Below are 23,066 nucleotides of genomic sequence, written 5' to 3' on the forward strand. Positions count from 1 at the left end.
GCCGCGGGTGACCCGGCGCCGGCCGGTCCGGGCGACAAGCTGCCGGCCCACCACCGTTTTGTCGTGCCCGCCGCCGCGGCCCCTCTGCCGGCCCCGGAGCAGGCGGTGGCCACGGCGGCCGCCGCCCGGCTGCTGGCCCCGCTGCTGCCCGAGCCGCTGGACCACGTGCTGCTCCAGGCGGACCTGACGGCGGTCGCCCCCGGTCCGCTGCGGCGTCCGCTGGCCGACGTGCTGAGCGTCCTCGCGGACGTCGAGTCCAAGGGCGGCGCGACCGTCTACCGCTTCACGCCCGGCTCGGTGCGCCGGGCGCTGGACGCCGGACGCAGCGCCTCCGACCTGCACGCCTTCCTCGCCGAGCACTCCCGTACGCCGGTGCCGCAGCCGCTGGCGTACCTGATCGACGACGTGGCGCGCCGGCACGGCCATCTGCGGGTGGGCGCGGCCTCGGCGTATGTGCGCTGCGACGACGAGTCGGTCCTGAACGAGATCCTCGCCGACAAGCGGGCCGCAGCCCTGCGTCTGCGCCGGCTGGCGCCCACGGTGCTCGCCGCCCAGGCCGACCCGGCGACCCTCCTGGACGGGCTGCGCGCCATGGGTTTCGCGCCCGCCGCGGAGTCCGCCGAGGGCGATGTCCTGATCACCCGTGCGCACGCGCACCGCACCGGGCCCCGCACGGCCCCCGAGCCGGTGCCGGACGGTCCGCCGGTGCCCGACGGCACCCTTCTGACGGCGGCGATCCGCGCGATCCGGGCCGGGGATCTGGCCGCCACGGCTCCGCGCAAGCCGGCCGAGGACGCCGCCCCGCTCGGCCCCGGTCAGCTCCCCCGCACCAGCTCCGCCGAGACCCTCGCGACCATGCAGGCGGCCGTCCTGACCGGGGAGGCGCTGTGGATCGGCTACGTCAACGCCGAGGGGGCCGCCAGCCAGCGGGTCATCGCCCCGGTCCGGGTGGAGGGCGGTTTCGTGACGGCGTACGACCACACGGCCGACGAGGTGCGCACGTACCCGCTGCACCGGATCACCGGGGTGGCGGAGCTGGCCGACGACTGACGGCGCTCGGCACGACGGCGGCGGGCGCTCCCCGGACGACGGCGGCGTGCGCTCCGCCGGACGAGGGTGACGGCGTGCGCTTCTCGCTCGGGGGCGGCCGGTGCTGTCAGCACTCCCCCACGGAGGCGTCCGCGGGCAGGCCGAAATGGGCGCGGGCCTCGGTCTCCAGTTCGGCGGGGGACATCGGGTTCCGGAGGGCGGGCCGGGTGAAGACGCCGAAGTGGGACTCGGTCCAGCGCCCGTACCCCTCGCCGTCCGGCGGCTCGTCCCGGCCGACGACCCGGTAGCCGCCGTGGGCCGCGCGATCCCGTTCCAGCCGGACCACCTGCGGGTACTGGCCGGCGCCGCACTCCACGAGGGTGTCGTCCTGCACGCCGTACTCCACGCACAGCGCGTTGACGCCGGCCCGCACCTGGCCTGCGCGCTCCTCCAGTTCGAGCGCCTCCGCCCGGCAGAACCAGCGTGCGTCGCGGGCGGCCACGGAGTCGGTGAGGCCGCCGCCCGGCGACTCCGCCGCGATCCGGGCCTCGATCACCGGTCGCACCTCGGCCCAGAGTCCCTCGTCGACGTCCGCCGGCCACATCACCCAGGTACCCGTGGCCGCCAGGACCGCCGCTGCTGCGACGCCGACCGCGCCTCTGCGGAACGACAGGACCGACATACCGTGAACTCCTCACCGCGTCGCGCCCATCGCGCTGCTCCCCCGGTCAGACACCCGGAGGGCATGCAGGGTTGCCCGGCCGCCGGCGGGGTCGGCCGGGGGCCCCGGAGCAGGCCGCGGCCCGTCGTTCCGGCACGTCGTACGGCACACTGGAGGTTTGGCCCGTGCGGAAGGGATGTGCGCGTACGTGAACGGTCCTCTCATCGTCCAATCCGACAAGACCCTGCTCCTGGAGGTCGACCACGAGCAGGCCGACGCATGCCGTCGGGCCATCGCGCCGTTCGCGGAGCTGGAACGCGCCCCGGAGCACATCCACACCTACCGGCTGACGCCGCTGGGCCTGTGGAACGCGCGGGCGGCCGGGCACGACGCCGAGCAGGTCGTGGACGCGCTCGTGCAGTACAGCCGCTATCCGGTGCCGCACGCACTGCTGGTGGACATCGCCGAGACGATGGACCGCTACGGCCGGCTGACGCTCAGCAAGCACCCGGCACACGGGCTGGTGCTGACCACCACCGACCGGCCGGTGCTGGAGGAGATCCTGCGTTCCAAGCGGGTGGCCCCGCTGGTCGGCAACCGGATCGACCCGGACACGGTCGTCGTGCACCCCTCCGAACGCGGCCAGATCAAGCAGACGCTGCTCAAGCTGGGCTGGCCCGCCGAGGACCTCGCGGGGTACGTCGACGGCGAGGCGCACGCGATCGAGCTGGACGAGAACGGCTGGGCGCTGCGGCCGTACCAGAAGCAGGCGGTGGAGAACTTCTGGCACGGCGGGAGCGGGGTCGTGGTCCTGCCCTGCGGGGCCGGGAAGACGCTGGTCGGCGCGGGTGCCATGGCGCAGGCGAAGTCGACGACGCTGATCCTCGTCACGAACACGGTCTCCGCCCGGCAGTGGAAGCACGAGCTGGTGAAGCGGACGTCGCTGACCGAGGAGGAGATCGGCGAGTACAGCGGGACGCGGAAGGAGATCCGCCCCGTCACCATCGCCACCTACCAGGTGCTGACGACCCGCCGCAAGGGCGTCTACCCGCACCTGGAGCTGTTCGACTCCCGCGACTGGGGGCTGATCCTCTACGACGAGGTGCATCTGCTGCCGGCGCCGGTCTTCAAGTTCACCGCGGACCTCCAGGCGCGCCGGCGGCTGGGGCTGACCGCGACCCTGGTCCGCGAGGACGGCCGCGAGTCGGACGTGTTCTCGCTCATCGGTCCGAAGCGGTTCGACGCTCCGTGGAAGGAGATCGAGGCGCAGGGGTACATCGCGCCCGCGGACTGCGTGGAGGTCCGGGTGAACCTGACCGACTCCGAGCGGCTGGCGTACGCGACCGCCGAGGCGGAGGAGAAGTACCGCTTCTGCGCGACGACCGCGACGAAGCGGAAGGTGACGGAGGCGATCGTCCGGCGCTTCACCGGGCAGCAGATCCTGGTCATCGGCCAGTACATCGATCAGCTCGACGAGCTGGGCGAGCATCTGAACGCCCCCGTGATCAAGGGCGAGACCTCCAACGCGCAGCGCGAGAAGCTGTTCGACGCGTTCCGGGAGGGCGAGATCAGCGTGCTGGTGGTGTCGAAGGTCGCGAACTTCTCGATCGACCTGCCGGAGGCGACGGTCGCCATCCAGGTCTCGGGCACCTTCGGCTCACGCCAGGAGGAGGCGCAGCGCCTCGGCCGGGTCCTGCGTCCCAAGGCGGACGGCCACCAGGCCCACTTCTACTCGGTGGTGGCGCGGGACACCCTCGACCAGGACTTCGCGGCGCACCGCCAGCGGTTCCTGGCGGAACAGGGCTACGCCTACCGGATCATGGACGCGGACGAGCTGCTGGCGGAGGAGGCCTGAGGCTCCGAACGCCGCCGCGACCGCTACGGCCGGGGCAGTGTGAGCACCAGGAACAGCACGGCGGCCGGCGGCGTCACGGCCGCGGCCGCCAGCCAGGCTCGCGGGGCCGCCCAACGGCGCGTCCGGGGCAGGGCCCACAGGGCGACGTACGCGAGGAAGGTGAAGAACCCGCCGTACGCGAGGAGCCCGTAGATCAGGGTCAGTGACGTCATCAGCGCCGACGAGCAGGAGTCGGGTCCGCAGGAGTCGGTTGCCATGGCGGACAGGCAGCCCAGGCCGACGGCGAACGGGACCAGCAGGACGAGGAGGACCGTGGCGACGAGGGGCGCCACCCGGGCGCGGGGGTCGCGTTGGTCGCGGTGGTCGTGGAGCGGGCCGTGCGGTGTCGTCATGTCCCGAGGGAACCCCTCGGCAGGGGTGCCGGGCATCGGCTCGGATACTCATCCGGTGCGCCCGCGGGTACTCAGGCGGGGCCGGGGACACGGCGTCTCACCTGCGGCGGACGCCGGCCTCCTGGCCGTATTCGCCGAGGATGACCACGTCGAAGGCGGCGACCGCGAAGACCTTGATCGCGCGCAGGGCGTCGCCGAGACGGTGGCGGTGCCCGTCGGACAGGGGGGTCGCGCCGGACGGGCGACCGGGGGCTGGGGTGAAGGTCGCTGCACTCATGTCTCCATGGTGCGACTCGGGACATAAGCGGGGCATCGGTCCCAGGTCCCTGGCGCGGGTAGTCCTCGAGTAGCCCCGAGGGAGGGAGCCTCCCTCCGGGGGTGGAGTGCCGCCCGTAGGGGATGGAGTCCCGCCCGTGGGGTCCGTCCCCTGCGGGCGGGAAAGTCGTTGGCGCGCGTCCGTGGCGGTCCCCTAGAATCTCCGCTCTTGCCCGCCTCCCTCGCCGGAGCGCCGCCGTCCGGACGGAAACCGGACGGCCCTCACCGCAGCCCTCTCAGCCGGTCCGGAGGCACCCCCTTGTCCACGCCGTCCACGCCTGTCGACGACGACCCGCTCGCCCGCGAACGCTCCCATCTGTCCGCCTCGCGCACCGCCCTGCGCGCGATGCGCGAGGACGCGGAGTCCCTCGACATCCGCGACGTGACCGCGAACTGGGTCAACGCGCAGATCCTGGAGCGCCAGATCGGGGAGCGCATCAAGGCGCTGGCCGACCTGAGCGACACCCCGCTGTTCTTCGGGCGGCTGGACTACCTGCACGCCCCGGGCGCGGACCGGGCGGAGGGCGCGGAGGGGGAGAAGTTCTACATCGGGCGTCGCCATGTGCACGACGGCGACGGCGACCCGATGGTCGTCGACTGGCGTGCGCCGGTCTCGCAGCCGTTCTACCGGGCCTCCAAGAAGGACCCGATGGACGTGGGGCTGCGCCGCCGTTTCGGCTACACCCGCGGGGACATCACGGCCTACGAGGACGAGCACCTCTCCGACCCCGGGGATCCGTCGGTGTCCGCCGCCACCAGCAAGCTGCTCCAGCAGGAGATCGAGCGGCCGCGCGTGGGCCCGATGCGCGACATCGTCGCCACCATCCAGCCCGAGCAGGACGAGATCGTGCGCAGCGGGCTGGGCGGCACGGTCTGCGTCCAGGGCGGGCCGGGCACCGGGAAGACGGCCGTCGGCCTGCACCGGGTGGCCTATCTGCTCTACGCCCACCGCGAGCGGCTCGCCCGCACGGGCACGCTGGTGATCGGGCCGAACAAGTCCTTCCTGCAGTACATCGAGCAGGTGCTGCCCGCGCTGGGCGAGTTGACGGTCAGTCAGGGCACGGTGGACGACCTGGTGGCGCATGTGGAGGTACGGGGCGCGGACGACGCGGCGGCGGCGATCGTCAAGGGCGACGCGAGGATGGCGCAGGTGCTGCGCCGCGCCCTGTACGCGCACGTCGGCACGCCGGACGAGCCCGTCGTCGTGGTGCGCGGCTCCCGGCGGTGGCGGGTCCCGGCGTACGAACTGCAGGGGATGGTCGGCGAGTTGCTCGACCGGGACATCCGTTACGGCGCGGCCCGCGATGCGCTGCCGCAGCGCATCGCGCACGCCGTGCTGGTGCAGATGGAGCGCTCGGGCGAGGCCCCGGACGACCGTGTGCAGGACGCCGTGGCCCGCGACAGCGCGGTGAAGGCGGCCGTGAAGCAGGTGTGGCCGGCGGTCGACCCGGCGAAGCTGGTGCTGCGGCTGCTCACGGACGCGGAGTTCCTCGCCGCGCACGCGCGGGGGGTGCTGAGCGAGGAGGAGCAGAAGACGATCCTGTGGGCGAAGCCGGTGCGGTCGGTGAAGTCGGCCAGGTGGTCGGCGGCGGACGCGGTGCTGATCGACGAGGCGACGGACCTCGTCGAGCGCACCCACTCGCTCGGCCATGTGGTCCTGGACGAGGCGCAGGACCTGTCACCGATGCAGTACCGGGCGGTGGGCCGGCGCTGCACGACCGGTTCGGCCACCGTGCTGGGCGATCTGGCGCAGGGCACCACCCCCTGGGCGACCCGGAGCTGGGAGGAGGCCCTCGGGCACCTGGGCAAGGCGGACGCGGTGGTCGAGGAGCTCACGGCCGGTTTCCGCGTGCCGACGGACGTCATCGTGTACGCCTCGCGGCTGCTGCCGCACATCGCGCCGGGCCTGACCCCCGTCGCCTCCGTCCGCGAGAACCCGGGCTTCTTCGAGTTGCGGCGGGTCTCCGGGGACGCCGAGATCGTCGCGGCGTGCGAGGAGTCGCTGCGCCACGAGGGCTCGACGGGTCTGATCGCGGCGGACGCCCGGATCCCGGCGCTGGCCGAGGCGCTGGACGCGGCCGGCGTCGTCCATCTGGCCCCCGGCGAGGAGACGACGGCCGAGACCCGCCTCACCCTGGTACCGGCCTCGCTCGCCAAGGGTCTGGAGTACGACTACGTCGTCCTCGACGAGCCTCGTGCCGTGGTCGACGGCGAGCCCGACGAACGCACGGGCCTGCGCCGGCTGTACGTGGCGCTGACCCGGGCGGTCTCCGGCCTGACGGTGACCCACACGACCGGGCTGCCGCCCGAACTCGGCTGACGGGCACGCCCCGCAAACCCCCCGCCCGGGCCGCCCCCGCCCGGCCCCGGACGCTCGGCCTGATCCGGCCCCGGCAGACCGGGGTCCGTACGGGGGCCTGTGCGGGGGCTCGGGTGCGGGTCACTTCGGCTGAGCGGCGTCCACCGTCCGCCGCCATTCCCGGACGGACTGTTCCGACACCGGGCCGGTCCAGCCGTGGGGACGGGCCGCGCCGCCGATGTGGAAGGCGTTCAGGCCGGCGGAGCGCAGCCGCGGCACGTGGTCGAGGCGCAGGCCGCCGCCGACGAGGAGCTGCTGCTCGTAGCCCGGCTCCGCGTGGCGGGCCGCCTCCGCGAGGAGGGTGGGCAGCCCGTCGTCGACGCCGGCGGCGGAGCCGGCCGTGAGGTAGGTGTCCAGCCCGGGCAGGCCGTCCAGCTGCTTGCGCACGGCGTCGCGGTCGTCGGCGTGGTCGAGGGCGCGGTGGAACGTCCAGGGGCAGCCGTCGAGTTCGGCGACGATCCGCTCCACCGCGGCCAGGTCCACGGAGCCCTGCGCGTCGAGGAAGCCGAGCACGAACTCCTCCGCGCCGGCCTCGCGCAGCTCGCCTGCGGTCCGCACGAGACGGTCGACGTCCTTCGCGGCGCCCGCGGCGAAGCCGTCGGCGAGCCGCACCATCACGCGCAGGGAGATGTCCACGGCGGCCCGGATCCCGGTGAGCACGGTGACCGGCGGGGTGAGCCCGTCGGCGGCCATGTCGGCGACCACTTCGAGGCGGTCCGCGCCTCCGGCCTGGGCGGCGACCGCGTCCTCGACGTCGAGGGCGATCACCTCCAGAACTGCACGCTTGCTCATGGGACCCCATTCGTCGGCGTTCATCGACGCTCTTCGGCTACAGGTCTAGTCCAATTGAAGAATACGCCGCCCGGCGGGACAATGAGGCATGGCCGATCTCGACGTCCTGCGCACCCGTTTCAGCCACGCTCTGGAGGGCGTCCGGGCCCCCGCGGACGGCCCCGACCCCGGGCCCTACGCCGACGCCCTCCTCGCCCGCTGGCAGGAACCGCAGCGCCGCTACCACACGCTCACGCATCTCACCGCGGTCCTCGACCGCGTCGACGAGCTCGTGGACCACGCCGCCGACCCCGACGTCGTCCGGCTGGCGGCCTGGTTCCACGACGCCGTCTACCTGCCGGACCGTTCCGAGAACGAGGAGCGCTCCGCCCGGCTCGCCGAACGCGCCCTGGCCGAGGCGGGGGCGCCGACGGAGCGGACCGCCGAGGTCGCGCGGCTCGTCCGGCTCACCGTCACCCACGATCCGGCCGACGACGACCCCGACGGCCAGGTCCTGTGCGACGCCGACCTCGCGATCCTCGCCGCCCCGCCCGCCGCCTACGCCGCCTACACCGCCGCCGTCCGCGAGGAGTACCACTTCGTCCCGAACGACGCCTTCCGCACCGGCCGCGCGGACGTCCTGCGCCAACTGCTCGCGCTGCCCCGGCTGTTCAGGACGCCGTACGGAAGCAGGACGTGGGAGGAGACGGCCCGGTACAACGTGCGGGGCGAGCTGGAGCTGCTGGCCTCATGACCGCCGCCCCGCCCCCGGCCTCGCCCCCGCCCGCGTCACCGCCCGGGTCCCGCACACCCGCCCCGCGCATCCCCGCCGGACGTCTCACCCTCGAAGGCGTCTCCCCCGGCGCCGCCGCCGGACTGCGGGCGGGCGGCGGCGGAGGCTTCACCTGGCTCGGGGGCGAACCGTTCGAGGGGACCCGGGAAGCCGCCGGGATGACGGCGAGGGCCTATGCGTGCGGCGTGCACCGGCCGGAGTTCGGCCTCTACGTCCTCGTACGGCGGGCGGACGGCCTGGCCGTCGGCAGCATGGGCTTCCACGCCGCTCCCGACGAGGACGGCCGCACGGAGATCGGCTACGACCTGGCCGAGGCCGCCCGCGGCCGGGGCTACGCCACCGAGGCGCTGCGCGCGCTGGCGGGCTGGGCGCTGGCCCGCGACGACGTCCGGCGCCTGTTCGCGGTCGTCGAACAGGCCAACGCCCCTTCCCGGGCCGTGCTCGAACGGGCCGGCTTCGCCAGGGTCGGTGAAGCCGAGGGCGAGTACGCGTATGAGCTGCGCGGCCGACCTCACCTGACGTAGCCGGGGGCGATCTTCGTCGCTTCGCCCCCGCCGTCCGGCTCGCGCTTCGGATAATTCCGGCACGGCCGCGCCTCGCGCGGTCGCGTGCGCCGGGGGAAACGGGGGAGCGTCATGAGCAGCAGCGGCCCGTCCACGCCACCGGGGCCGCCCCGTCCGCCGCGGCCGGACCCCGACGCCCACCGGCTGGCCCGGCAGAGCGTGCGCTGGGCCGTCATCGGGGTCGTCGTCAGTTCGCTGCTCGCCCTGGCGGGGCTGTACCAGTCGTCCCACGGCGGCGGGGGGCGAGGCGCTACGGACGGCGGCACCGCTTCCGGTTGGAGCACCGGACCCGGGCCCGGCCCGGACCCCGGCTCGCCCTCACCGAAGGATTCCGCCTCCGGCGCGACCGAGATCTCCGACTCGGGCGGGACGCCCGACGGCGACGCCTCCCCGGACGACGACGGCGCCGACGGGACCGGCGGAAGCAGCGGAAGCAGCGGGGCCGACGGGCTGACCGCCGCGGAGCACGACCTGCGCGACTCGCTCAACGCCGACCAGTGGTCGCGCGAGAGCTGCTCGCACGCCCGGTGGGAGGGCGCGCGGGCCGCCCTGTTCTGCACGGTCACCACCGTGGACGCCTCTGGCGTGCCCGCAGTCGGCAAGGCCGGCGTCGTCATGTACGGCACCAAGTACGACCGCGACGTCGTCTTCCAGTCCTACGCCGGACGACTCCAGCCGGGCAACTGCGACGAGCAGACCGGCGTCTACAGCACCTGGCGTGAGAACAACACCGGTGACTCCGCGGGGGACGTGGTCTGCTTCGTGTCGGACACCGGCCAGTACGTCTTCCTGTGCAGCTTCTACGACCGCCCCGCGCTGGTCCAGATCACCGGCGCCGACCGGGCGGCGCTCGTCGCCTGGTGGCACACGATGGAGCCGGTGTTCACCCGCTGACGCCGCCGCCCTTGCGCCGCCGCAGGCCGGCCGCCGTCAGCAGCCGCACCACCTCCCGGCTGCTCACCTCGACCGCGCCGGCCGCCACCAGCTCGGCGTACCGGTGCGAGGGGACGTCGTAGTGGTCGCGTTCGAAGGCGCGCCGCGGCACGCCCGACCGGTCGGCGAAGGCGTGCAGTTCGGCGTACGAGACGTCGCTGACGAGGTGGGACCACATGCGGCCGTGGCCCGGCCAGTCCGGCGGGTCGATGTAGACGGTCATGAGCGGCTCACGAGGTCGACGCGCCTCCCGTGGCCGCTCGCAGCGAGCCCACCGAGGCCACCTTCACGCCCGCCTTGTGGCACACCCAGTGCGGGTCCGGACCGAGTTCGGGCTCGACCTCGAGGGCGTGCGGGTCGCCGGAGCCGCAGACCGGGCACAGCGGCCAGCGCCCGTGGCTCTCCAGCAGGGCGTCCTGCACGTCCTGGGCCACCAGACCGGCGACGTACGCCGCGCCCTCGGGCCACTGCTCGACCCACCAGCGCCGCTGCACGACGGAGTCCTCGACCATCGACACCACGTCCGCCGCGGCGACCTCGCCCGAGGCGAGATCGGCCAGTACCAGGGCGCGTGCCGTGTGCAGCGTTCGTTCCAGCGGGTCGACGGGGCTGCTGGGGGTGAGGGGGTCGTCCATGCCCCCATTGTGCGCACTCCTGACCGGTACCCGGCCAGAAATACGTTTCACGCGTGCCCCAGGAGGTGAATCCTCCCGCACGAGCCCGCTCCTGGAGGTCGACCACCTGGTCCTGGAGGTCGCACGACGGACCCGTCCGACCGCCGGACCCGCGCCGGCCGCGTCGTACGAGGCGTCGGCCCACCGGCACCGGTAGACCGTAGGGGTGCTCGTGCGGACCGGGGTCACGGACCCCGACCGCCGGTCCCGTCCGCGCGGCGGAACCGCGTGGCGGGCCGCCCCGTGTCCCCCGACGTCAGACACCCCGCACCGGAAGCGAGCCCGTCCCGATGACCTCCAGCCCGGATCCCCAGGAACTGCGCGCCGCGCTCGAAACGCTGACCACCGAGGCGTTCCGCCCCGACCTCTCCGAGATCGACCGACTGCCCACCCTGGACGTCGCCCGTCTCATGAACGGCGAGGACGCGGGCGTGCCCGCCGCAGTCGCCGCGCAGCTGCCGGCGATCGCCGCCGTGATCGACGCCGTGGCCGAGCGGATGGCGCGCGGCGGACGGCTGGTCTACGCCGGAGCCGGCACCGCCGGACGGCTCGGCGTGCTCGACGCCTCCGAGTGCCCGCCGACCTTCGGCACCGCCCCCGGCCAGGTCGTCGCAGTGATCGCCGGCGGGCCGTCGGCCGTCGTGACGTCCGTCGAGGGCGCCGAGGACTCCCCGGAGCTGGCCGAGACGGACCTCGCCGCCCTCTCCCTCACGCCCGACGACACCGTGATCGGCGTCTCCGCCTCCGGCCGCACCCCCTACGCCGTCGGGGCCGTGCGGTACGCGCGCTCGCGGGGCGCGCTGACCGTGGGACTGGCCTGCAACCCGGGCAGTGCGCTGGCCTCGGCCGCCGATCACGGCATCGAGGTGGTCGTGGGGCCCGAACTGCTCACGGGCTCCACCCGGCTGAAGGCGGGCACGGCGCAGAAGCTGGTGCTGAACATGATCTCGACGGTGGCGATGATCCGGCTGGGCAAGACGTTCGGGAACCTGATGGTCGACGTCCGCGCCTCCAACGACAAGCTGCGCGCCCGCTCCCGGCGGATCGTCGCCCTGGCGACCGGCGCTGCGGACGACACGGTCGAGGCGGCCCTCGCGGCCGCCGACGGCGAGGTGAAGAACGCGATCCTCGTCGTGCTGGCCGAGGTGGACGGCCCCACGGCAGGCCGCCTTCTGGAGGAGTCCGGGGGACATCTGCGCGCCGCGCTCACCGCCGCGGGCGGCTGAGCCGCACGCTCGACGGGTGCGCATCGACTCCTCCTCCACAGCCGCCGCGATCCTGCCCCTGGTCGGCGGCCCCGCGAACGTCACCTCCGTCGCCCACTGCATGACCCGGCTGCGCCTCGGGCTCGCGGATCCGTCCCGGGCCGACGAGGCCGCGCTGCGGGTCGTGCCCGGGGTGCTCGGACTCGTCGTGGACGACGGCTCGTACCAGGTGGTCCTCGGACCGGGGGCGGTGACGCGGGTGACGACCGCGTTCGAGAAGCTGATCGCCGCAGCGCCCTCGGCCGACGCGCCCCCCGCCGCTCGTTCGGCCCCCGCCGCCGGTCCCTCCCCCGCCGCCGATTTGCCCGACGCGCCCGGTGTGCCCGGCGAGCGGCGGGCCGGGCCCGCGCCGGGGCCCCGCAGGGCGGGCACGACCGGGACGAAGGCCGTGCTGCGCCGTCTCGCCGCCGTGTTCCTCCCGCTGATCCCCGCCCTCATCGGCTGCGGGATCATCGCGGGCGTCAACGGCCTCCTGCTGAACGCCGGCCTGCTGCCCGGCCTCACCCCCGCACTGACCGCCGTCGCCTCCGGCTTCATGGCGCTGCTCGCCGTGTTCGTCGGCTACAACACGGCGAAGGAGTTCGGCGGCACCCCGATCCTGGGCGGCGCGGTCGCGGCGATCGTCGTCCACCCCGGGGTCGCGAAGGTGACGGCGTTCGGGGTGCCGCTCTCCCCCGGCCAGGGCGGGGTCCTCGGCGCGCTGGCGGCGGCCCTGCTGGCGACCCGGGTGGAGAAGTGGTGCCGCGGCCGGGTACCCGAGACGCTGGACGTGCTCCTCACCCCGGCCCTCACGGTCCTCGTCGCGGGCCTCGGCACGCTGTACGGGCTGATGTACGCGGCCGGCGCGGTGTCCTCGGCCGTCGGCGCGGCGGCGAACTGGATGCTGGCGACCACGGGCGCGTTCGCCGGACTCGTCCTCGGCGGCCTCTTCCTGCCGCTGGTGATGCTCGGGCTGCACCAGGCCCTCATCCCCGTCCACGCCACGCTCATCGAGCAGCAGGGCTACACGGTCCTGCTGCCCCTACTGGCGATGGCGGGCGCGGGCCAGGTCGGCGCGGCGATGGCGGTGTACGTCCGGCTGCGCCCGGACGCGCCCCTGCGCACGACGATCAGATCGGCGCTCCCGGCCGGACTGCTGGGCGTCGGCGAGCCCCTGATCTACGGGGTCTCGCTGCCGCTGGGCCGCCCCTTCCTGACCGCCTGTGCGGGCGGGGCGGCCGGCGGGGCCTTCGTCGGGTTCTTCGCGATGCTCGGCGACCGGGTGGGGGCGACGGCGATCGGCCCGTCCGGCTGGGCGCTGTTCCCGCTGCTGGCGGGCAACCGGGGGCTGGGCACGACGGCCGCGATCTACGCGGGCGGGCTGCTGGCGGGGTACGCGGTGGGATTCGCCGCGACCTATGCCTTCGGCGGGGTGACGGCCGCGGTCGCGGCCGCCGCCGCCCGTGACCCGCACGGCTCCTGAGGGAAGGACGGACCATGCTCGTCATCGAGATCCACGTGCCGCTGTCACCCTCGCCGGACCTGCCGGACGGCGCCTACCCGTACCCCTGGATCGAGGAGATCGAGGACTTCCTGGCCGGGCTGGAGGAGACGGGCGAGGCGGAGATCTTCGACGAGGGCGTGGAGCACGGCGGCTACTACGTCTTCTTCGTCACGGGCGCTCCGGAGCCGGCCCTGCTGGAGGCGGCGGCGCGTGCGGCCGCGCTGCCCGGGGTGCCGGCCGGGGCCTTCGCGGTCGTGAGCGACGGCCCCGAAGACCTCGAAGCCCCCGAAGCCCCGGAAGGTCCCGGCGCCACCGGGCCCGGAGTCGGGCGCGGACGGCGAGCGGACCTGCCGCCCCCGGCACACCCTGCCCCCGAGCCCCCGCCCACCCCGGGCGGCCGGCCCTGAACCCGCACCCCGAGCCCCGCCCTACCCTTGGTGCCATGAACCACGCCCAGCTCACCGCTCTCGGTCGTGCCCTCCGGGTGCTCGGGGAGCACGGCGATGCCCTGACCGCCGACACGCCCGACACCCGGCTGCACGAGGTCAAGGCCGATCTGCGGCGGGCCCTGGAACTGCTGGACGACAGCGTCGTCGGCGCCGCGCCCACCACCCGCTGCGCCGAGCATCCCCACGGTCCGGTCGACGAGGCCGCCCACGACCTGTGTCTGCTGTGCGAGACCCGCCGCCGGGCCGCCCGCCGCGCCGAGTTCAACGGACCCGCCCCGCAGGCGCCGTACACCGCCCCCGCCCCTTCCCGGTACGGCGCCCGGGCCGACCGCCCGCAGCCCCAGCAGCGCTGGCTGGCGGAGCTGTGGACCGGCCAGGAGTGGCAGCTGTGCGGCACGCCCAGGCGGGACCGCCGCGAGGCGGAGCTCTACATCGCCGCCCTGCGCCGCGGCTCCCGGCCGGCGATGGCCTACCGGCTGGTGCACGAGTTCACCGACTACGAGGTGCTGCGCATCTGGGGCACCCCGGTGAAGGTCGACATCGAGCCCCTCGGCAACCTCTAGGGGCTGACCCGCGCGGGTGCCCGCTTAACGGACCACACCCGCGAGTTGACGCTCAGCTGAGGCTCCGCAGGGCAGCGGCGTCGAAGGGCTTCAGCTCGTCGAAGCGCCCGGCGAGCACCTTGGCGGCCCACTCCGGGTCCTGAAGCAGCGCCCGCCCGACGGCCACCATGTCGAACTCGTCGCGCTCCAGCCGGTCGAGGAGGTCGTCGATGCCCTTGACGGGCGCGCCCTCGCCCGCGAAGCCCCTCAGGAACTCGCCGTCCAGGCCGACCGAGCCGACCGTGATGGTGGGCTTTCCGGTGAGCTTCTTCGTCCAGCCCGCGAGGTTGAGGTCGGAGCCGTCGAACTCGGGGAGCCAGTAGCGGCGGGTGGAGGCGTGGAAGGCGTCGACGCCGGCGGCGGCGAGCGGGGCGAGGATGGCCTCCAGCTCCTCGGGCGTCTCGGCGAGCCGCGCCTCGTACGCCTCCTGCTTCCACTGCGAGTAGCGGAAGACGACCGGGAACTCCGCCGAGACGGTCTCCCGGACGGCCGCGACGATCTCGGCCGCGAACTTGGCGCGGGCCACCGGGTCGCCGCCGTAGGCGTCGGTGCGGCGGTTGGTGCCGGCCCACAGGAACTGATCGATCAGATAGCCGTGGGCTCCGTGGATCTCGACGCCGTCGAAGCCGATGCGCTCGGCGGCGGCCGCGGCCTCGGCGAACGCGCCGATGACGTCGTCCAGGTCGCGCTGGGTCATGGCCTTGCCGGCGCCCTCGGTGCCGTCGACGCGGATTCCGGAGGGGCCGACGGCGGGCGCGTCCGCGAAGGGCGGCTCGCCCTGCTTGCGCACCATCCCGATGTGCCACAGCTGCGGCATGATCGTCCCGCCGCCCGCGTGCACCGCCTCGGCGACCTTCGCCCAGCCCGCGAGCTGCTCCTCGCCGTGGAACCTCGGCACCCGGTCGCTCTGCCCCGCGGACTCGTGCCCGACGTACGTCCCCTCGGTGACGATGAGACCGACGCCCGCGGCGGCGCGACGCCCGTAGTACGACACGACGTCCTCGCCGGGAATGCCGTCCGGGGAGAACATGCGCGTCATGGGCGCCATGGCGATGCGGTTCGGGACGGTGAGTCCGTTGATGGAGACCGGCCTGGACAGGATCTCGGCGGCGCGGGAAGAGGCGGGCTGGGTGACGCTCACGTGGGGGACTCCTCAGGACGGTGGACCGATGGGTATGTGCACATGCATTGAGTGCCTCTCCCCTGGAACTCCCCGGGCCCCCGCACCATTCCGAGCCCCGAGACCCCACCCCTGTGATCCCGGACACGCGTGATCCCGGACACGCCCCGGCCAGGGAACCGTGCCGCGCTCCACCAGGGCGACACCCTCCCCCACGTCCGCCGCGAGCCGGGGCTCGCGTTCCGGGCGGAGGCGTGGTCCGCGTTCGTGGAGAACCTCGGGACCGGCTGAACCGCACCCGCCCCGGGGCTCAAGCACCGCGCTCCGAGCGCTCTTTGCAAGGAACGGGTGGAGGGTCTCAACCCACCCTCCCACCCGGCGAGTTGACGCGGAGCGACCGATTTGCCACGGAAGGTCACCACGCTCTAGCGTGCGCATAACGAAACGAATCAGCCCCCGCCTGGTGCTACCAACACCGACGGGGGCCTGACCTACTAGATCGAAATAGAGTCGACCTGTGGCTGACGCCAAGCTTAGTGCTGCCCCCCTTCCCCCGCACGGCTCCCCCCACCCGAGGGCCAATCCGGGGTACGGCAAACGAACGGCGCCGGACCAACTCCCGCGCTCCCCGCGGGACTTCACACACCTCCCGCCCCGCGAGGCGGCGATCGCCGCGTACGTCGACCGGCTTCCCGACGGCGCCGACATCTCCGTGAAGACCCTGGCCAAACACCTGCCGTACGGACAGTGCGCCCTGCGCACCGCGCTCAACCGCATCCAGCAGGCAGGGCACTTGAGGCGGGGCCGGGAACGAGCGGAGACCGCCTCGGGCGAATGCCGCTGGACCACCCGAACGTGGTTCACCCGGACCGCACGTGACGACGGCTGGTGGGCGACGTTCACCCGGGGCGGCGCACCGGAGGATGCGCCGGGGGATGCGCCGGACCCCGAACGAGCCCGGCCCGCCACGCGCACCCGGGCCCACATCCTGCTGGCCGCCCTCGGCCGCACGGCCCCCGCGCTGTCCCTGTCGGCGCGCGACTGCGCCGAGCTCGCTCCGCTGGTGGAGGAGTGGTTCGCGCGCGGGGCCGCCGAGGAGACGCTCCTGACCGCGCTGACCGCGGGCCTGCCGAGCCCGGTCCACAGCCCGGCGGCCCTGCTCCGCCGCCGCCTGACGGACAAGCTTCCACCGGAGCCGCCCGCTCCACGCCCGCCCCGCCGCGTCATGGAGTGCGCGGAGTGCGGCGTGCCGGGGCGGCCGGAGGCGCTGCCCGGCGGGGTGTGCGGCGGCTGCCGGGGTGAGCGCGCGCCCGGGCGTCCCGGTGCGCTCCTCCCCGCCCCCGCGATCCACGCCCGGGCGGGGGCCATCCGCGCCGCCATGTCCCGGGAACGACAGGAGAGGGCGCCCGCACGACCGAAGGGCGGCACCCCCCGTCTCCGGGAAGTGCCGCCCTCGGTCTGCAGGACAGACGATCGGCCGTGAGGTCGATCAGAAGTCCATGTCACCGCCCGGCATGCCGCCGCCGGCGGGCGCGGACGCCTTCTCCGGCTTGTCGGCGATGACGGCCTCGGTGGTCAGGAACAGCGCGGCGATGGAGGCGGCGTTCTGCAGGGCAGAGCGCGTCACCTTCGCCGGGTCGATGATGCCTTCGGCGATCATGTCGACGTACTCGCCGGTCGCGGCGTTCAGGCCGTGGCCGACCTGGAGGTTGCGGACCTTCTCCACGACGACGCCACCCTCGAGACCACCGTTGACGGCGATCTGCTTGAGCGGGGCCTCCAGCGCGATGCGCACGGCGTTGGCGCCGGTCGCCTCGTCACCCTCGAGCTCCAGCTTCTCGAAGACGGCGGACGCCTGGATGAGCGCCACGCCACCACCGGCGACGATGCCCTCCTCGACGGCGGCCTTCGCGTTGCGGACGGCGTCCTCGATGCGGTGCTTGCGCTCCTTGAGCTCCACCTCGGTGGCGGCGCCGGCCTTGATGACCGCGACACCGCCGGCGAGCTTCGCCAGGCGCTCCTGCAGCTTCTCGCGGTCGTAGTCCGAGTCGCTGTTCTCGATCTCGGCGCGGATCTGGTTGACACGGCCCGCGACCTGGTCCGAGGAGCCGGAGCCGTCGACGATGGTCGTCTCGTCCTTGGTGATGACGACCTTGCGGGCCTTGCCGAGCAGGTCCAGGGAGGTGTTCTCGAGCTTGAGACCGACCTCCTCGGAGATGACCTCGCCACCGGTGAGGATGGCGATGTCGTTCAGCATCGCCTTGCGGCGGTCGCCGAAGCCCGGGGCCTTGACCGCGACGGACTTGAAGGTCCCGCGGATCTTGTTGACGACCAGGGTCGACAGGGCCTCGCCCTCGACGTCCTCGGCGATGATCAGCAGCGGCTTGCCCGACTGCATGACCTTCTCGAGGAGCGGGAGCAGGTCCTTGACGTTCGCGATCTTGGAGTTCGCGATCAGGATGTACGGGTCGTCGAGGACGGCCTCCATACGCTCCATGTCGGTGGCGAAGTACGCCGAGATGTAGCCCTTGTCGAAGCGCATGCCCTCGGTGAGCTCGAGCTCCAGACCGAAGGTCTGGGACTCCTCGACCGTGATGACGCCTTCCTTGCCGACCTTGTCCATGGCCTCGGCGATGAGCTCGCCGATCTGGGTGTCGGCGGCGGAGATGGAGGCCGTGGAAGCGATCTGCTCCTTGGTCTCGACATCCTTGGCCTGCTCCAGCAGGGCGCCGGAGACGGCCTCGACGGCCTTCTCGATGCCACGCTTGAGGGCCATCGGGTTGGCGCCGGCGGCGACGTTGCGCAGGCCTTCCTTGACCAGGGCCTGGGCCAGGACGGTCGCGGTCGTCGTGCCGTCACCGGCTACGTCGTCCGTCTTCTTCGCGACTTCCTTGACCAGCTCGGCGCCGATCTTCTCGTACGGGTCCTCGAGCTCGATCTCCTTGGCGATGGAAACACCATCGTTGGTGATCGTGGGGGCGCCCCACTTCTTCTCGAGGACGACGTTGCGGCCCTTGGGGCCGAGCGTCACCTTCACGGCGTCCGCGAGCTGGTTCATGCCGCGCTCGAGGCCGCGCCGTGCCTCCTCGTCGAACGCGATGATCTTGGCCATGTGAAGTGGTCCTCCCGGACTGGGGTGGATTGCTCCGGACCGCGCTGGCGCCCGCGACGGACGGCTCGCCGGCCTCGTGGTTCCTTGCCCCACCTGGCCTGCGGGCCTCACCGACCCGGTCCTCGTTGTCACTCTCACCTTCAGAGTGCTAACGCCAATGATTAGCACTCGACCCATGAGAGTGCAAGCGCCTCCCCGAGATCGGCGTCGTTGCGGACACCCGCACGGCCGCTCGCGCGGGGGCCTCGCGGGCACCCGCCCGGGAGGGAACGCCCGGCCCCGGGCAGGCCGAAGGGCTCGCACCCCGGGAGGTGCGAGCCCTTCGACGGATGTAGAAGAACGACGCTGTCAGTCGGCGCGCGCTTCAGCCGGTCGCGAGACGGACCATGTCCGCCTGCGGCCCCTTCTGGCCCTGCGAGATCTCGAAATCGACCCGCTGACCCTCTTCCAGGGTGCGGTAGCCGTCCATCTGAATCGCGCTGTAGTGGACGAAAACATCCGCACCACCGTCGACCGCGATGAAGCCGTACCCCTTCTCCGCGTTGAACCACTTGACGGTGCCCTGAGCCATGCCTAACTCCCCTATTACTGGCCCTTGCACAGATCCACACTTCGCGGATCCGGGTCAGACCTCACCCCCCATTGGTTGGGGGCGTGCGCCGGAACGCGTCGACCGCGGCCGAATGTATCTGTCCAACTGCCCTCTGCAACAGGTCACTCGGACGAGAATTCTGGACGCAAAGGATCCGGAATGTGGCGAGAATTCGCCTGAATTCAGGGCAAGTCGGGCCCTGCAAAAGCCACAAAAGCCACGGAAGGAGTGCACACTTTGGCTACTTCTTGTCGGGCTCAAGGCAGAAATCAAAGGCTCCGGATCCGATGATCCGGACCGGGTTCCCCAACTGTACCGCGCTCAACCACACTGAATTGCCCCCTCCGCTTCTATCGCGGAGAGGGCAATTCGATGAACACTCGGTAATCACTGTTACCGACGGTTACTACCGACGGGTACTGAACAGCGGTCAGCCACCGGCCACGGCGGGGATGATCGAAACGCCGGCGCCGTCCGGAGTCGCCGTCTCCAGCCCCTGCTCGAAACGGACGTCGTCGTCGTTCACGTACACGTTGACGAACCGGCGCAGCTTGCCCTGGTCGTCCAGGACGCGCGCGGCGATACCGGTGTGGTTCTTCTCCAGATCGGAGATGACCTCGCCGAGGGTCGTCCCCTCGGCGGTGACCTCGGCCTTGCCGCCCGTGTAGGTGCGCAGGATGGTGGGGATGCGGACGTTGACGCTCATGATGTGTGATCTCCGGTCAGGTAGTCGGCCTCGGGGGCGTGGGCCGCGTCGCTCGTGCGGCTGCCGCCGCATGGGCGCGACCGGCCCGAACCGGCCCGCGGCGCGCCTACGGTCTCATGGCGGAGCCGCCCGCTCATGAAGCGAGGCCGGCCTCTCGGAAGGAGTCGAGGTTCGGACGGATGGTGGCGGTCAGGCCGGTGCCGGCCACCGCGTCCAGGGTCTTGAGGCCGTCGCCGGTGTTGAGGACGACCGTGGTCCTGGTGGGGTCCAGGAGGCCGCTCTCGATCAGCTTGCGCGTCACCCCGACCGTGACCCCGCCGGCGGTCTCCGCGAAGATGCCCTCGGTCCGCGCCAGCAGCTTGATCGCGTCGACGACCTGCTCGTCGTTCACGTCCTCCACCGCGCCGCCGGTGCGCCGGGCGATGTCGAGGACGTACGGGCCGTCCGCCGGGTTGCCGATGGCCAGCGACTTGGCGATGGTGTTCGGCTTCTGGGGGCGGACCACGTCGTGCCCGGCCTTGTAGGCGACGGACACCGGCGAGCAGCCCTCGGCCTGCGCGCCGAAGATCTTGTACGGCTTGTCCTCGACGAGCCCGAGCTTGATCAGCTCCTGCAGACCCTTGTCGATCTTCGTGAGCTGCGAGCCGGAGGCGATCGGCACGACCAGCTGGTCGGGGAGCGTCCAGCCGAGCTGCTCGCAGATCTCGTACGCCAACGTCTTGGAACCCTCGGCGTAGTACGGCCGCAGGTTGACGTTGACGAAGCCCCAGCCCTCGCCCGCCGGGTCGCCGATGAGCTCGGAGCAGAAGCGGTTGACGTCGTCGTAGTTGCCCTCGATGCCGACGAGCTCGCCGCCGTAGATCGCGGCCATGACGACCTTGCCCTGCTCCAGGTCGTGCGGGATGAACACGCAGGACCGGAAGCCGGCCCGGGCGGCCGCGGCGCCCACCGCGCCGGCGAGGTTGCCGGTGGACGAGCAGGACAGGGTGGTGAAGCCGAAGGCGCGGGCGGCCTCGATGGCCTGGGCGACGACCCGGTCCTTGAAGGAGTGCGTCGGGTTGCCGGAGTCGTCCTTCACGAACAGCTTGCCGGCGTCGACGCCGAGCTCGCGGGCGAGGTTGTCCGCCTGCACGAGCTTGGTCCAGCCGGGGTTGATGTTCGGCTTGTCCGCCACGTCGGCCGGCACGGGCAGGAGCGGCGCGTAGCGCCAGATGTTCGCCGGTCCCGCCTCGATGCGCTTGCGCAGCTCCTCCGTGTCGTAGGAGGAGAAGTCGTACGCGATCTCGAGCGGGCCGAAACACTCCTCGCACGCGAAGACCGGGCCGAGGGGCACGCGGTGTCCGCACTCGCGGCAGCTCAGCGCTGCGGCGGGACCGAGGTCCACGGAAGAGGTCGGCGTAGAGTCGGTGGTGCTTGCAACAGTCTGCGCAGCCATGTGAGGCGAGGCCCTTTCTCCTCATCTTCCTCACGACGCATCTCGCCGTGAGACGGATTTGGCACCTTCCCGAGCCGGGAGCCTCGCGGGGCGGTCACCTGATGGATCGGTGAGCGTCACGAGACCGGCTGGAGGGTTGCCGGGGCTTCATCGGGCCGTGTCCCTCTGCCCCTCTGGATGAGCGGTGTGAAGTTGTGAACGGGAACGACATCGGACATGCGATGGTCATCCGCGTTGTTCAAGACTGTAACCGAAGGCCAGGACAGTTGAGAGAGTCGTCCGAACCGCGAGATGGATCACACGGTCACCCGACGTGCACCGGGCGTGATCACGACAGTGAGGAGCCGTGGACTGTGCTGGAAGAAGTCGAGCGCTGGCTGGCCACCCGCTCCTGGTCGGTGACCGATCGCCCGCTGCACCGCGTCCTGGCCGCGAAACGCGCCTCCCACCAGACGGTGTCCGTCGTCCTGCCCGCCCTGAACGAGGAGGAGACGGTCGGCGACATCGTCGCGATCATCCGTCACGACCTCATGCACCAGGTCCCGCTCGTCGACGAGATCGTCGTCGTCGACTCGGGATCGACCGACCGCACGTCGCAGGTCGCCGCGGCGGCCGGCGCACGGGTCGTCCACCGGGACGACATCCTGCCGCGCATACCGGCGGTGCCCGGCAAGGGCGAGGTCCTGTGGCGCTCCCTGCTGGTCACCACCGGGGACATCGTCTGTTTCGTCGACGCCGACCTGCGGGAGTTCTCCTCCGACTTCGTCTCCGGGATCGTCGGCCCCCTGCTCACCGACCCGGACGTGGACCTGGTCAAGGCCATGTACGACCGCCCGCTGAGCGGCGCGGCCGGCCAGGGCGGGCGGGTCACGGAGCTGATGGCCCGGCCGCTGCTCAACATGCACTGGCCGCAGCTGGCCGGGTTCGTGCAGCCGCTCGGCGGCGAGTACGCGGCCCGCCGCGCCCTGCTGGAACAGCTGCCCTTCCCCGTGGGCTACGGCGTGGAGCTCGGCATGCTGGTCGACGCCCTGCACCTGGTGGGTCTGGACGCCCTGGCCCAGGTGGACGTCGGCGTGCGCAAGCACCGCCACCAGGACGGCCAGGCCCTCGGCCGCATGGCGGCGGCCATCTACCGCACGGCGCAGCTGCGGCTGGCCCGCGGCCACCTGGTCCGCCCGGCTCTCACCCAGTTCGAGCGGGGCGCGGACGGGTTCGAGCCGCGCACCTACTCCGTGGACACCGAGGAGCGCCCGCCGATGACGCAGATCGCCGAGTACGCGACCCGCAGGGTGGCCTGACCGGCCGCGGGCGGGCGGGGGTCAGCCGGCGACGCCGTCCGACCAGCGCCAGCGGCCCGCCGCGTCCTGCTCGCAGGTCAGGTACTCGCCGCCGCGTCCGTGGGTGCTCAGGCCGTGGTGCCGGGCGGCGCAGAACTGCCCGTCGGCATAGCAGTTGCCGGCGGGGCTGGTGATCTCGCACTCCTCGGTACCGCCGCCTGAGGCGCCGCCCCCGGAGGAGCCGCCGCCGGAGGGCTTCGCGGTCTTCGTCGGGGCGGGTGTGTGGAGCAGCCGTCCGGCGCAGTCGCGGCCGGCCCGCGGGATGCTGAACGCCACGTCGAAGGAGGCGTTGACGTCGCCGGGGTCGTCGATCTGGTCGCAGACCTCCTCGCCCGTGGCCCACGAGGAGGCCCGCCTGCCGCCGCCGTCGAGGGACAGGCCGGTGCCCTGGAGGTAGACGGCCGGGTGGAGGCCGGCCTTCGTCGCGGCGGCGAGCGCCTTGCCGATGCCGGAGCCGGTGTGGTCCCGCAGGGTGGCGACGGTCGGCGTCGGGGCGGGCGTGGTCGTCGGGGCGGGCGCGGGGGACGACGTCCGAGGCGAGGGTGCGGCGCTGCTCGGGGCGGGCGTGGGCGTGACGGGCGCGGAGGCCGCGGCCGCCTTGGCGCCGTCCGCGTCGGCGC

At 72.9% G+C, this 23,066-nt stretch carries 23 protein-coding genes, 1 pseudogene and 1 riboswitch; of the genes and pseudogenes, 12 read left to right on the forward strand and 12 right to left on the reverse strand.

Going from position 1 to position 23,066, the window contains the following annotated elements; translation table 11 throughout:
- Window positions 1-1,050, forward strand: a 1,050-nt coding sequence (locus BG482_RS38285) for a helicase C-terminal domain-containing protein (RefSeq protein WP_256096607.1), incomplete at its 5' end; no start/stop codon positions are given.
- Window positions 1,051-1,156: 106 nt separating this feature from the next.
- On the opposite strand, the gene BG482_RS38290 is transcribed toward BG482_RS38285, so the two are convergent.
- A complete protein-coding gene (locus BG482_RS38290) occupies window positions 1,157-1,711 on the reverse strand; it encodes a hypothetical protein (protein ID WP_176741572.1) in 555 nt (184 codons plus the stop codon).
- 187 nt (window positions 1,712-1,898) lie between these two features.
- On the opposite strand from BG482_RS38290, the gene BG482_RS38295 reads away from it, so the two are divergent.
- Entirely contained in the window at window positions 1,899-3,545 is a 1,647-nt protein-coding gene (locus tag BG482_RS38295) for a DNA repair helicase XPB (RefSeq protein WP_069773845.1), read from the forward strand.
- A 23-nt stretch (window positions 3,546-3,568) separates the two neighbouring features.
- Here BG482_RS38295 and BG482_RS38300 read toward each other — a convergent pair whose 3' ends face one another.
- Together BG482_RS38300 and BG482_RS38305 are read right to left on the reverse strand one after the other, a co-directional pair.
- Entirely contained in the window at window positions 3,569-3,937 is a 369-nt protein-coding gene (locus tag BG482_RS38300) for a hypothetical protein (RefSeq protein ID WP_069773846.1), read from the reverse strand.
- Between the two features lie 97 nt (window positions 3,938-4,034).
- Window positions 4,035-4,214: a hypothetical protein gene (locus tag BG482_RS38305; protein WP_176741573.1), complete on the reverse strand. Its 180-nt coding sequence runs from the start codon at window positions 4,212-4,214 to the stop codon at window positions 4,035-4,037.
- Between the two features lie 297 nt (window positions 4,215-4,511).
- Between BG482_RS38305 and BG482_RS38310 the strand changes: the two genes are divergently transcribed.
- A complete protein-coding gene (locus BG482_RS38310; RefSeq protein ID WP_069773828.1) occupies window positions 4,512-6,572 on the forward strand; it encodes a UvrD-helicase domain-containing protein in 2,061 nt (686 codons plus the stop codon).
- A 120-nt stretch (window positions 6,573-6,692) separates the two neighbouring features.
- Here BG482_RS38310 and BG482_RS38315 read toward each other — a convergent pair whose 3' ends face one another.
- Window positions 6,693-7,403 (reverse strand): copper homeostasis protein CutC, encoded by a 711-nt coding sequence (locus BG482_RS38315; protein ID WP_069773847.1) that lies wholly within the window; start codon window positions 7,401-7,403, stop codon window positions 6,693-6,695.
- A gap of 88 nt (window positions 7,404-7,491) precedes the next feature.
- Here BG482_RS38315 and BG482_RS38320 point away from each other — a divergent pair, with 88 nt between their 5' ends.
- The 3 genes and pseudogenes from BG482_RS38320 to BG482_RS38330 all read left to right on the forward strand — a co-directional run bounded on the left by BG482_RS38320 (window position 7,492) and on the right by BG482_RS38330 (window position 9,632).
- Window positions 7,492-8,136 carry a hypothetical protein gene (locus tag BG482_RS38320; protein WP_069773829.1) on the forward strand — a complete coding sequence of 215 codons (645 nt, stop codon included), beginning with the start codon at window positions 7,492-7,494 and terminating at the stop codon, window positions 8,134-8,136.
- Between the two features lie 68 nt (window positions 8,137-8,204).
- A pseudogene (locus BG482_RS38325) lies at window positions 8,205-8,699 on the forward strand (GNAT family N-acetyltransferase); the annotation flags it as partial.
- A 111-nt stretch (window positions 8,700-8,810) separates the two neighbouring features.
- Window positions 8,811-9,632 (forward strand): hypothetical protein, encoded by an 822-nt coding sequence (locus tag BG482_RS38330; RefSeq protein ID WP_069773831.1) that lies wholly within the window; start codon window positions 8,811-8,813, stop codon window positions 9,630-9,632.
- On the opposite strand, the gene BG482_RS38335 is transcribed toward BG482_RS38330, so the two are convergent.
- Window positions 9,622-9,894, reverse strand: a complete 273-nt coding sequence (locus BG482_RS38335; protein ID WP_069773832.1) for a DUF4031 domain-containing protein — start codon at window positions 9,892-9,894, stop codon at window positions 9,622-9,624. The genes BG482_RS38330 and BG482_RS38335 overlap by 11 nt on opposite strands.
- A gap of 7 nt (window positions 9,895-9,901) precedes the next feature.
- Complete coding sequence (locus BG482_RS38340) at window positions 9,902-10,306, reverse strand: hypothetical protein (protein WP_069773833.1); 405 nt, start codon at window positions 10,304-10,306, stop codon at window positions 9,902-9,904.
- Window positions 10,307-10,635: 329 nt separating this feature from the next.
- Here BG482_RS38340 and murQ point away from each other — a divergent pair, with 329 nt between their 5' ends.
- From murQ to BG482_RS38360, 4 genes are read left to right on the forward strand one after another with little or no spacing between them, the layout of a single operon-like run.
- Window positions 10,636-11,571, forward strand: coding sequence for an N-acetylmuramic acid 6-phosphate etherase (gene murQ, locus BG482_RS38345; RefSeq protein WP_069773834.1), 936 nt, complete (start codon window positions 10,636-10,638; stop codon window positions 11,569-11,571).
- A gap of 16 nt (window positions 11,572-11,587) precedes the next feature.
- Window positions 11,588-13,072 (forward strand): PTS transporter subunit EIIC, encoded by a 1,485-nt coding sequence (locus BG482_RS38350; RefSeq protein ID WP_256096608.1) that lies wholly within the window; start codon window positions 11,588-11,590, stop codon window positions 13,070-13,072.
- Between the two features lie 14 nt (window positions 13,073-13,086).
- A complete protein-coding gene (locus tag BG482_RS38355) occupies window positions 13,087-13,500 on the forward strand; it encodes a hypothetical protein (RefSeq protein WP_069773835.1) in 414 nt (137 codons plus the stop codon).
- A gap of 35 nt (window positions 13,501-13,535) precedes the next feature.
- Window positions 13,536-14,105, forward strand: a complete 570-nt coding sequence (locus BG482_RS38360) for a hypothetical protein (RefSeq protein WP_069773836.1) — start codon at window positions 13,536-13,538, stop codon at window positions 14,103-14,105.
- Window positions 14,106-14,157: 52 nt separating this feature from the next.
- Here the strand turns inward: BG482_RS38360 and BG482_RS38365 are convergent, their stop codons facing one another.
- Window positions 14,158-15,285 (reverse strand): NADH:flavin oxidoreductase, encoded by a 1,128-nt coding sequence (locus BG482_RS38365; RefSeq protein ID WP_069773837.1) that lies wholly within the window; start codon window positions 15,283-15,285, stop codon window positions 14,158-14,160.
- 496 nt (window positions 15,286-15,781) lie between these two features.
- On the opposite strand from BG482_RS38365, the gene BG482_RS38370 reads away from it, so the two are divergent.
- Window positions 15,782-16,747, forward strand: coding sequence for a hypothetical protein (locus BG482_RS38370; protein WP_069773838.1), 966 nt, complete (start codon window positions 15,782-15,784; stop codon window positions 16,745-16,747).
- A 6-nt stretch (window positions 16,748-16,753) separates the two neighbouring features.
- Here the strand turns inward: BG482_RS38370 and groL are convergent, their stop codons facing one another.
- The 4 genes from groL to thrC all read right to left on the reverse strand — a co-directional run bounded on the left by groL (window position 16,754) and on the right by thrC (window position 21,109).
- The gene (gene groL / locus BG482_RS38375; RefSeq protein ID WP_069773839.1) at window positions 16,754-18,376 is read right to left on the reverse strand and encodes a chaperonin GroEL; all 1,623 of its coding nucleotides are present in this window, start codon (window positions 18,374-18,376) and stop codon (window positions 16,754-16,756) included.
- Between the two features lie 364 nt (window positions 18,377-18,740).
- A complete protein-coding gene (locus tag BG482_RS38380; protein WP_007493268.1) occupies window positions 18,741-18,947 on the reverse strand; it encodes a cold-shock protein in 207 nt (68 codons plus the stop codon).
- A 451-nt stretch (window positions 18,948-19,398) separates the two neighbouring features.
- Window positions 19,399-19,674, reverse strand: coding sequence for a ubiquitin-like small modifier protein 1 (locus BG482_RS38385; protein WP_069773840.1), 276 nt, complete (start codon window positions 19,672-19,674; stop codon window positions 19,399-19,401).
- 133 nt (window positions 19,675-19,807) lie between these two features.
- Window positions 19,808-21,109, reverse strand: a complete 1,302-nt coding sequence (thrC, locus tag BG482_RS38390; protein ID WP_069773841.1) for a threonine synthase — start codon at window positions 21,107-21,109, stop codon at window positions 19,808-19,810.
- An 18-nt stretch (window positions 21,110-21,127) separates the two neighbouring features.
- Window positions 21,128-21,293: riboswitch (SAM riboswitch) on the reverse strand.
- A 169-nt stretch (window positions 21,294-21,462) separates the two neighbouring features.
- Here thrC and BG482_RS38395 point away from each other — a divergent pair.
- The gene (locus tag BG482_RS38395) at window positions 21,463-22,407 is read left to right on the forward strand and encodes a glucosyl-3-phosphoglycerate synthase (RefSeq protein ID WP_069773842.1); all 945 of its coding nucleotides are present in this window, start codon (window positions 21,463-21,465) and stop codon (window positions 22,405-22,407) included.
- Between the two features lie 21 nt (window positions 22,408-22,428).
- Here the strand turns inward: BG482_RS38395 and BG482_RS44430 are convergent.
- Window positions 22,429-23,066: hypothetical protein (locus BG482_RS44430; protein ID WP_069773843.1), on the reverse strand; the 638-nt coding region annotated here is incomplete at its 5' end.

It is taken from the genome of Streptomyces sp. LUP30, from assembly GCF_001746365.1.
Taxonomy (GTDB): domain Bacteria; phylum Actinomycetota; class Actinomycetes; order Streptomycetales; family Streptomycetaceae; genus Streptomyces.

Excerpts from the sequence above, each read along its gene's own strand:
- BG482_RS38290 (WP_176741572.1), bottom strand. The coding sequence starts at position 1,711 with ATGTCGGTCCTGTCGTTCCGCAGAGGCGCGGTCGGCGTCGCAGCAGCG.
- BG482_RS38300 (WP_069773846.1), bottom strand. The coding sequence starts at position 3,937 with ATGACGACACCGCACGGCCCGCTCCACGACCACCGCGACCAACGCGAC.
- BG482_RS38305 (WP_176741573.1), bottom strand. The coding sequence starts at position 4,214 with ATGAGTGCAGCGACCTTCACCCCAGCCCCCGGTCGCCCGTCCGGCGCG.
- BG482_RS38315 (WP_069773847.1), bottom strand. The coding sequence starts at position 7,403 with ATGAGCAAGCGTGCAGTTCTGGAGGTGATCGCCCTCGACGTCGAGGAC.
- BG482_RS38320 (WP_069773829.1), top strand. The coding sequence starts at position 7,492 with ATGGCCGATCTCGACGTCCTGCGCACCCGTTTCAGCCACGCTCTGGAG.
- BG482_RS38330 (WP_069773831.1), top strand. The coding sequence starts at position 8,811 with ATGAGCAGCAGCGGCCCGTCCACGCCACCGGGGCCGCCCCGTCCGCCG.
- BG482_RS38335 (WP_069773832.1), bottom strand. The coding sequence starts at position 9,894 with ATGACCGTCTACATCGACCCGCCGGACTGGCCGGGCCACGGCCGCATG.
- BG482_RS38340 (WP_069773833.1), bottom strand. The coding sequence starts at position 10,306 with ATGGACGACCCCCTCACCCCCAGCAGCCCCGTCGACCCGCTGGAACGA.
- murQ (WP_069773834.1), top strand. The coding sequence starts at position 10,636 with ATGACCTCCAGCCCGGATCCCCAGGAACTGCGCGCCGCGCTCGAAACG.
- BG482_RS38355 (WP_069773835.1), top strand. The coding sequence starts at position 13,087 with ATGCTCGTCATCGAGATCCACGTGCCGCTGTCACCCTCGCCGGACCTG.
- BG482_RS38360 (WP_069773836.1), top strand. The coding sequence starts at position 13,536 with ATGAACCACGCCCAGCTCACCGCTCTCGGTCGTGCCCTCCGGGTGCTC.
- groL (WP_069773839.1), bottom strand. The coding sequence starts at position 18,376 with ATGGCCAAGATCATCGCGTTCGACGAGGAGGCACGGCGCGGCCTCGAG.
- BG482_RS38380 (WP_007493268.1), bottom strand. The coding sequence starts at position 18,947 with ATGGCTCAGGGCACCGTCAAGTGGTTCAACGCGGAGAAGGGGTACGGC.
- BG482_RS38385 (WP_069773840.1), bottom strand. The coding sequence starts at position 19,674 with ATGAGCGTCAACGTCCGCATCCCCACCATCCTGCGCACCTACACGGGC.
- thrC (WP_069773841.1), bottom strand. The coding sequence starts at position 21,109 with ATGGCTGCGCAGACTGTTGCAAGCACCACCGACTCTACGCCGACCTCT.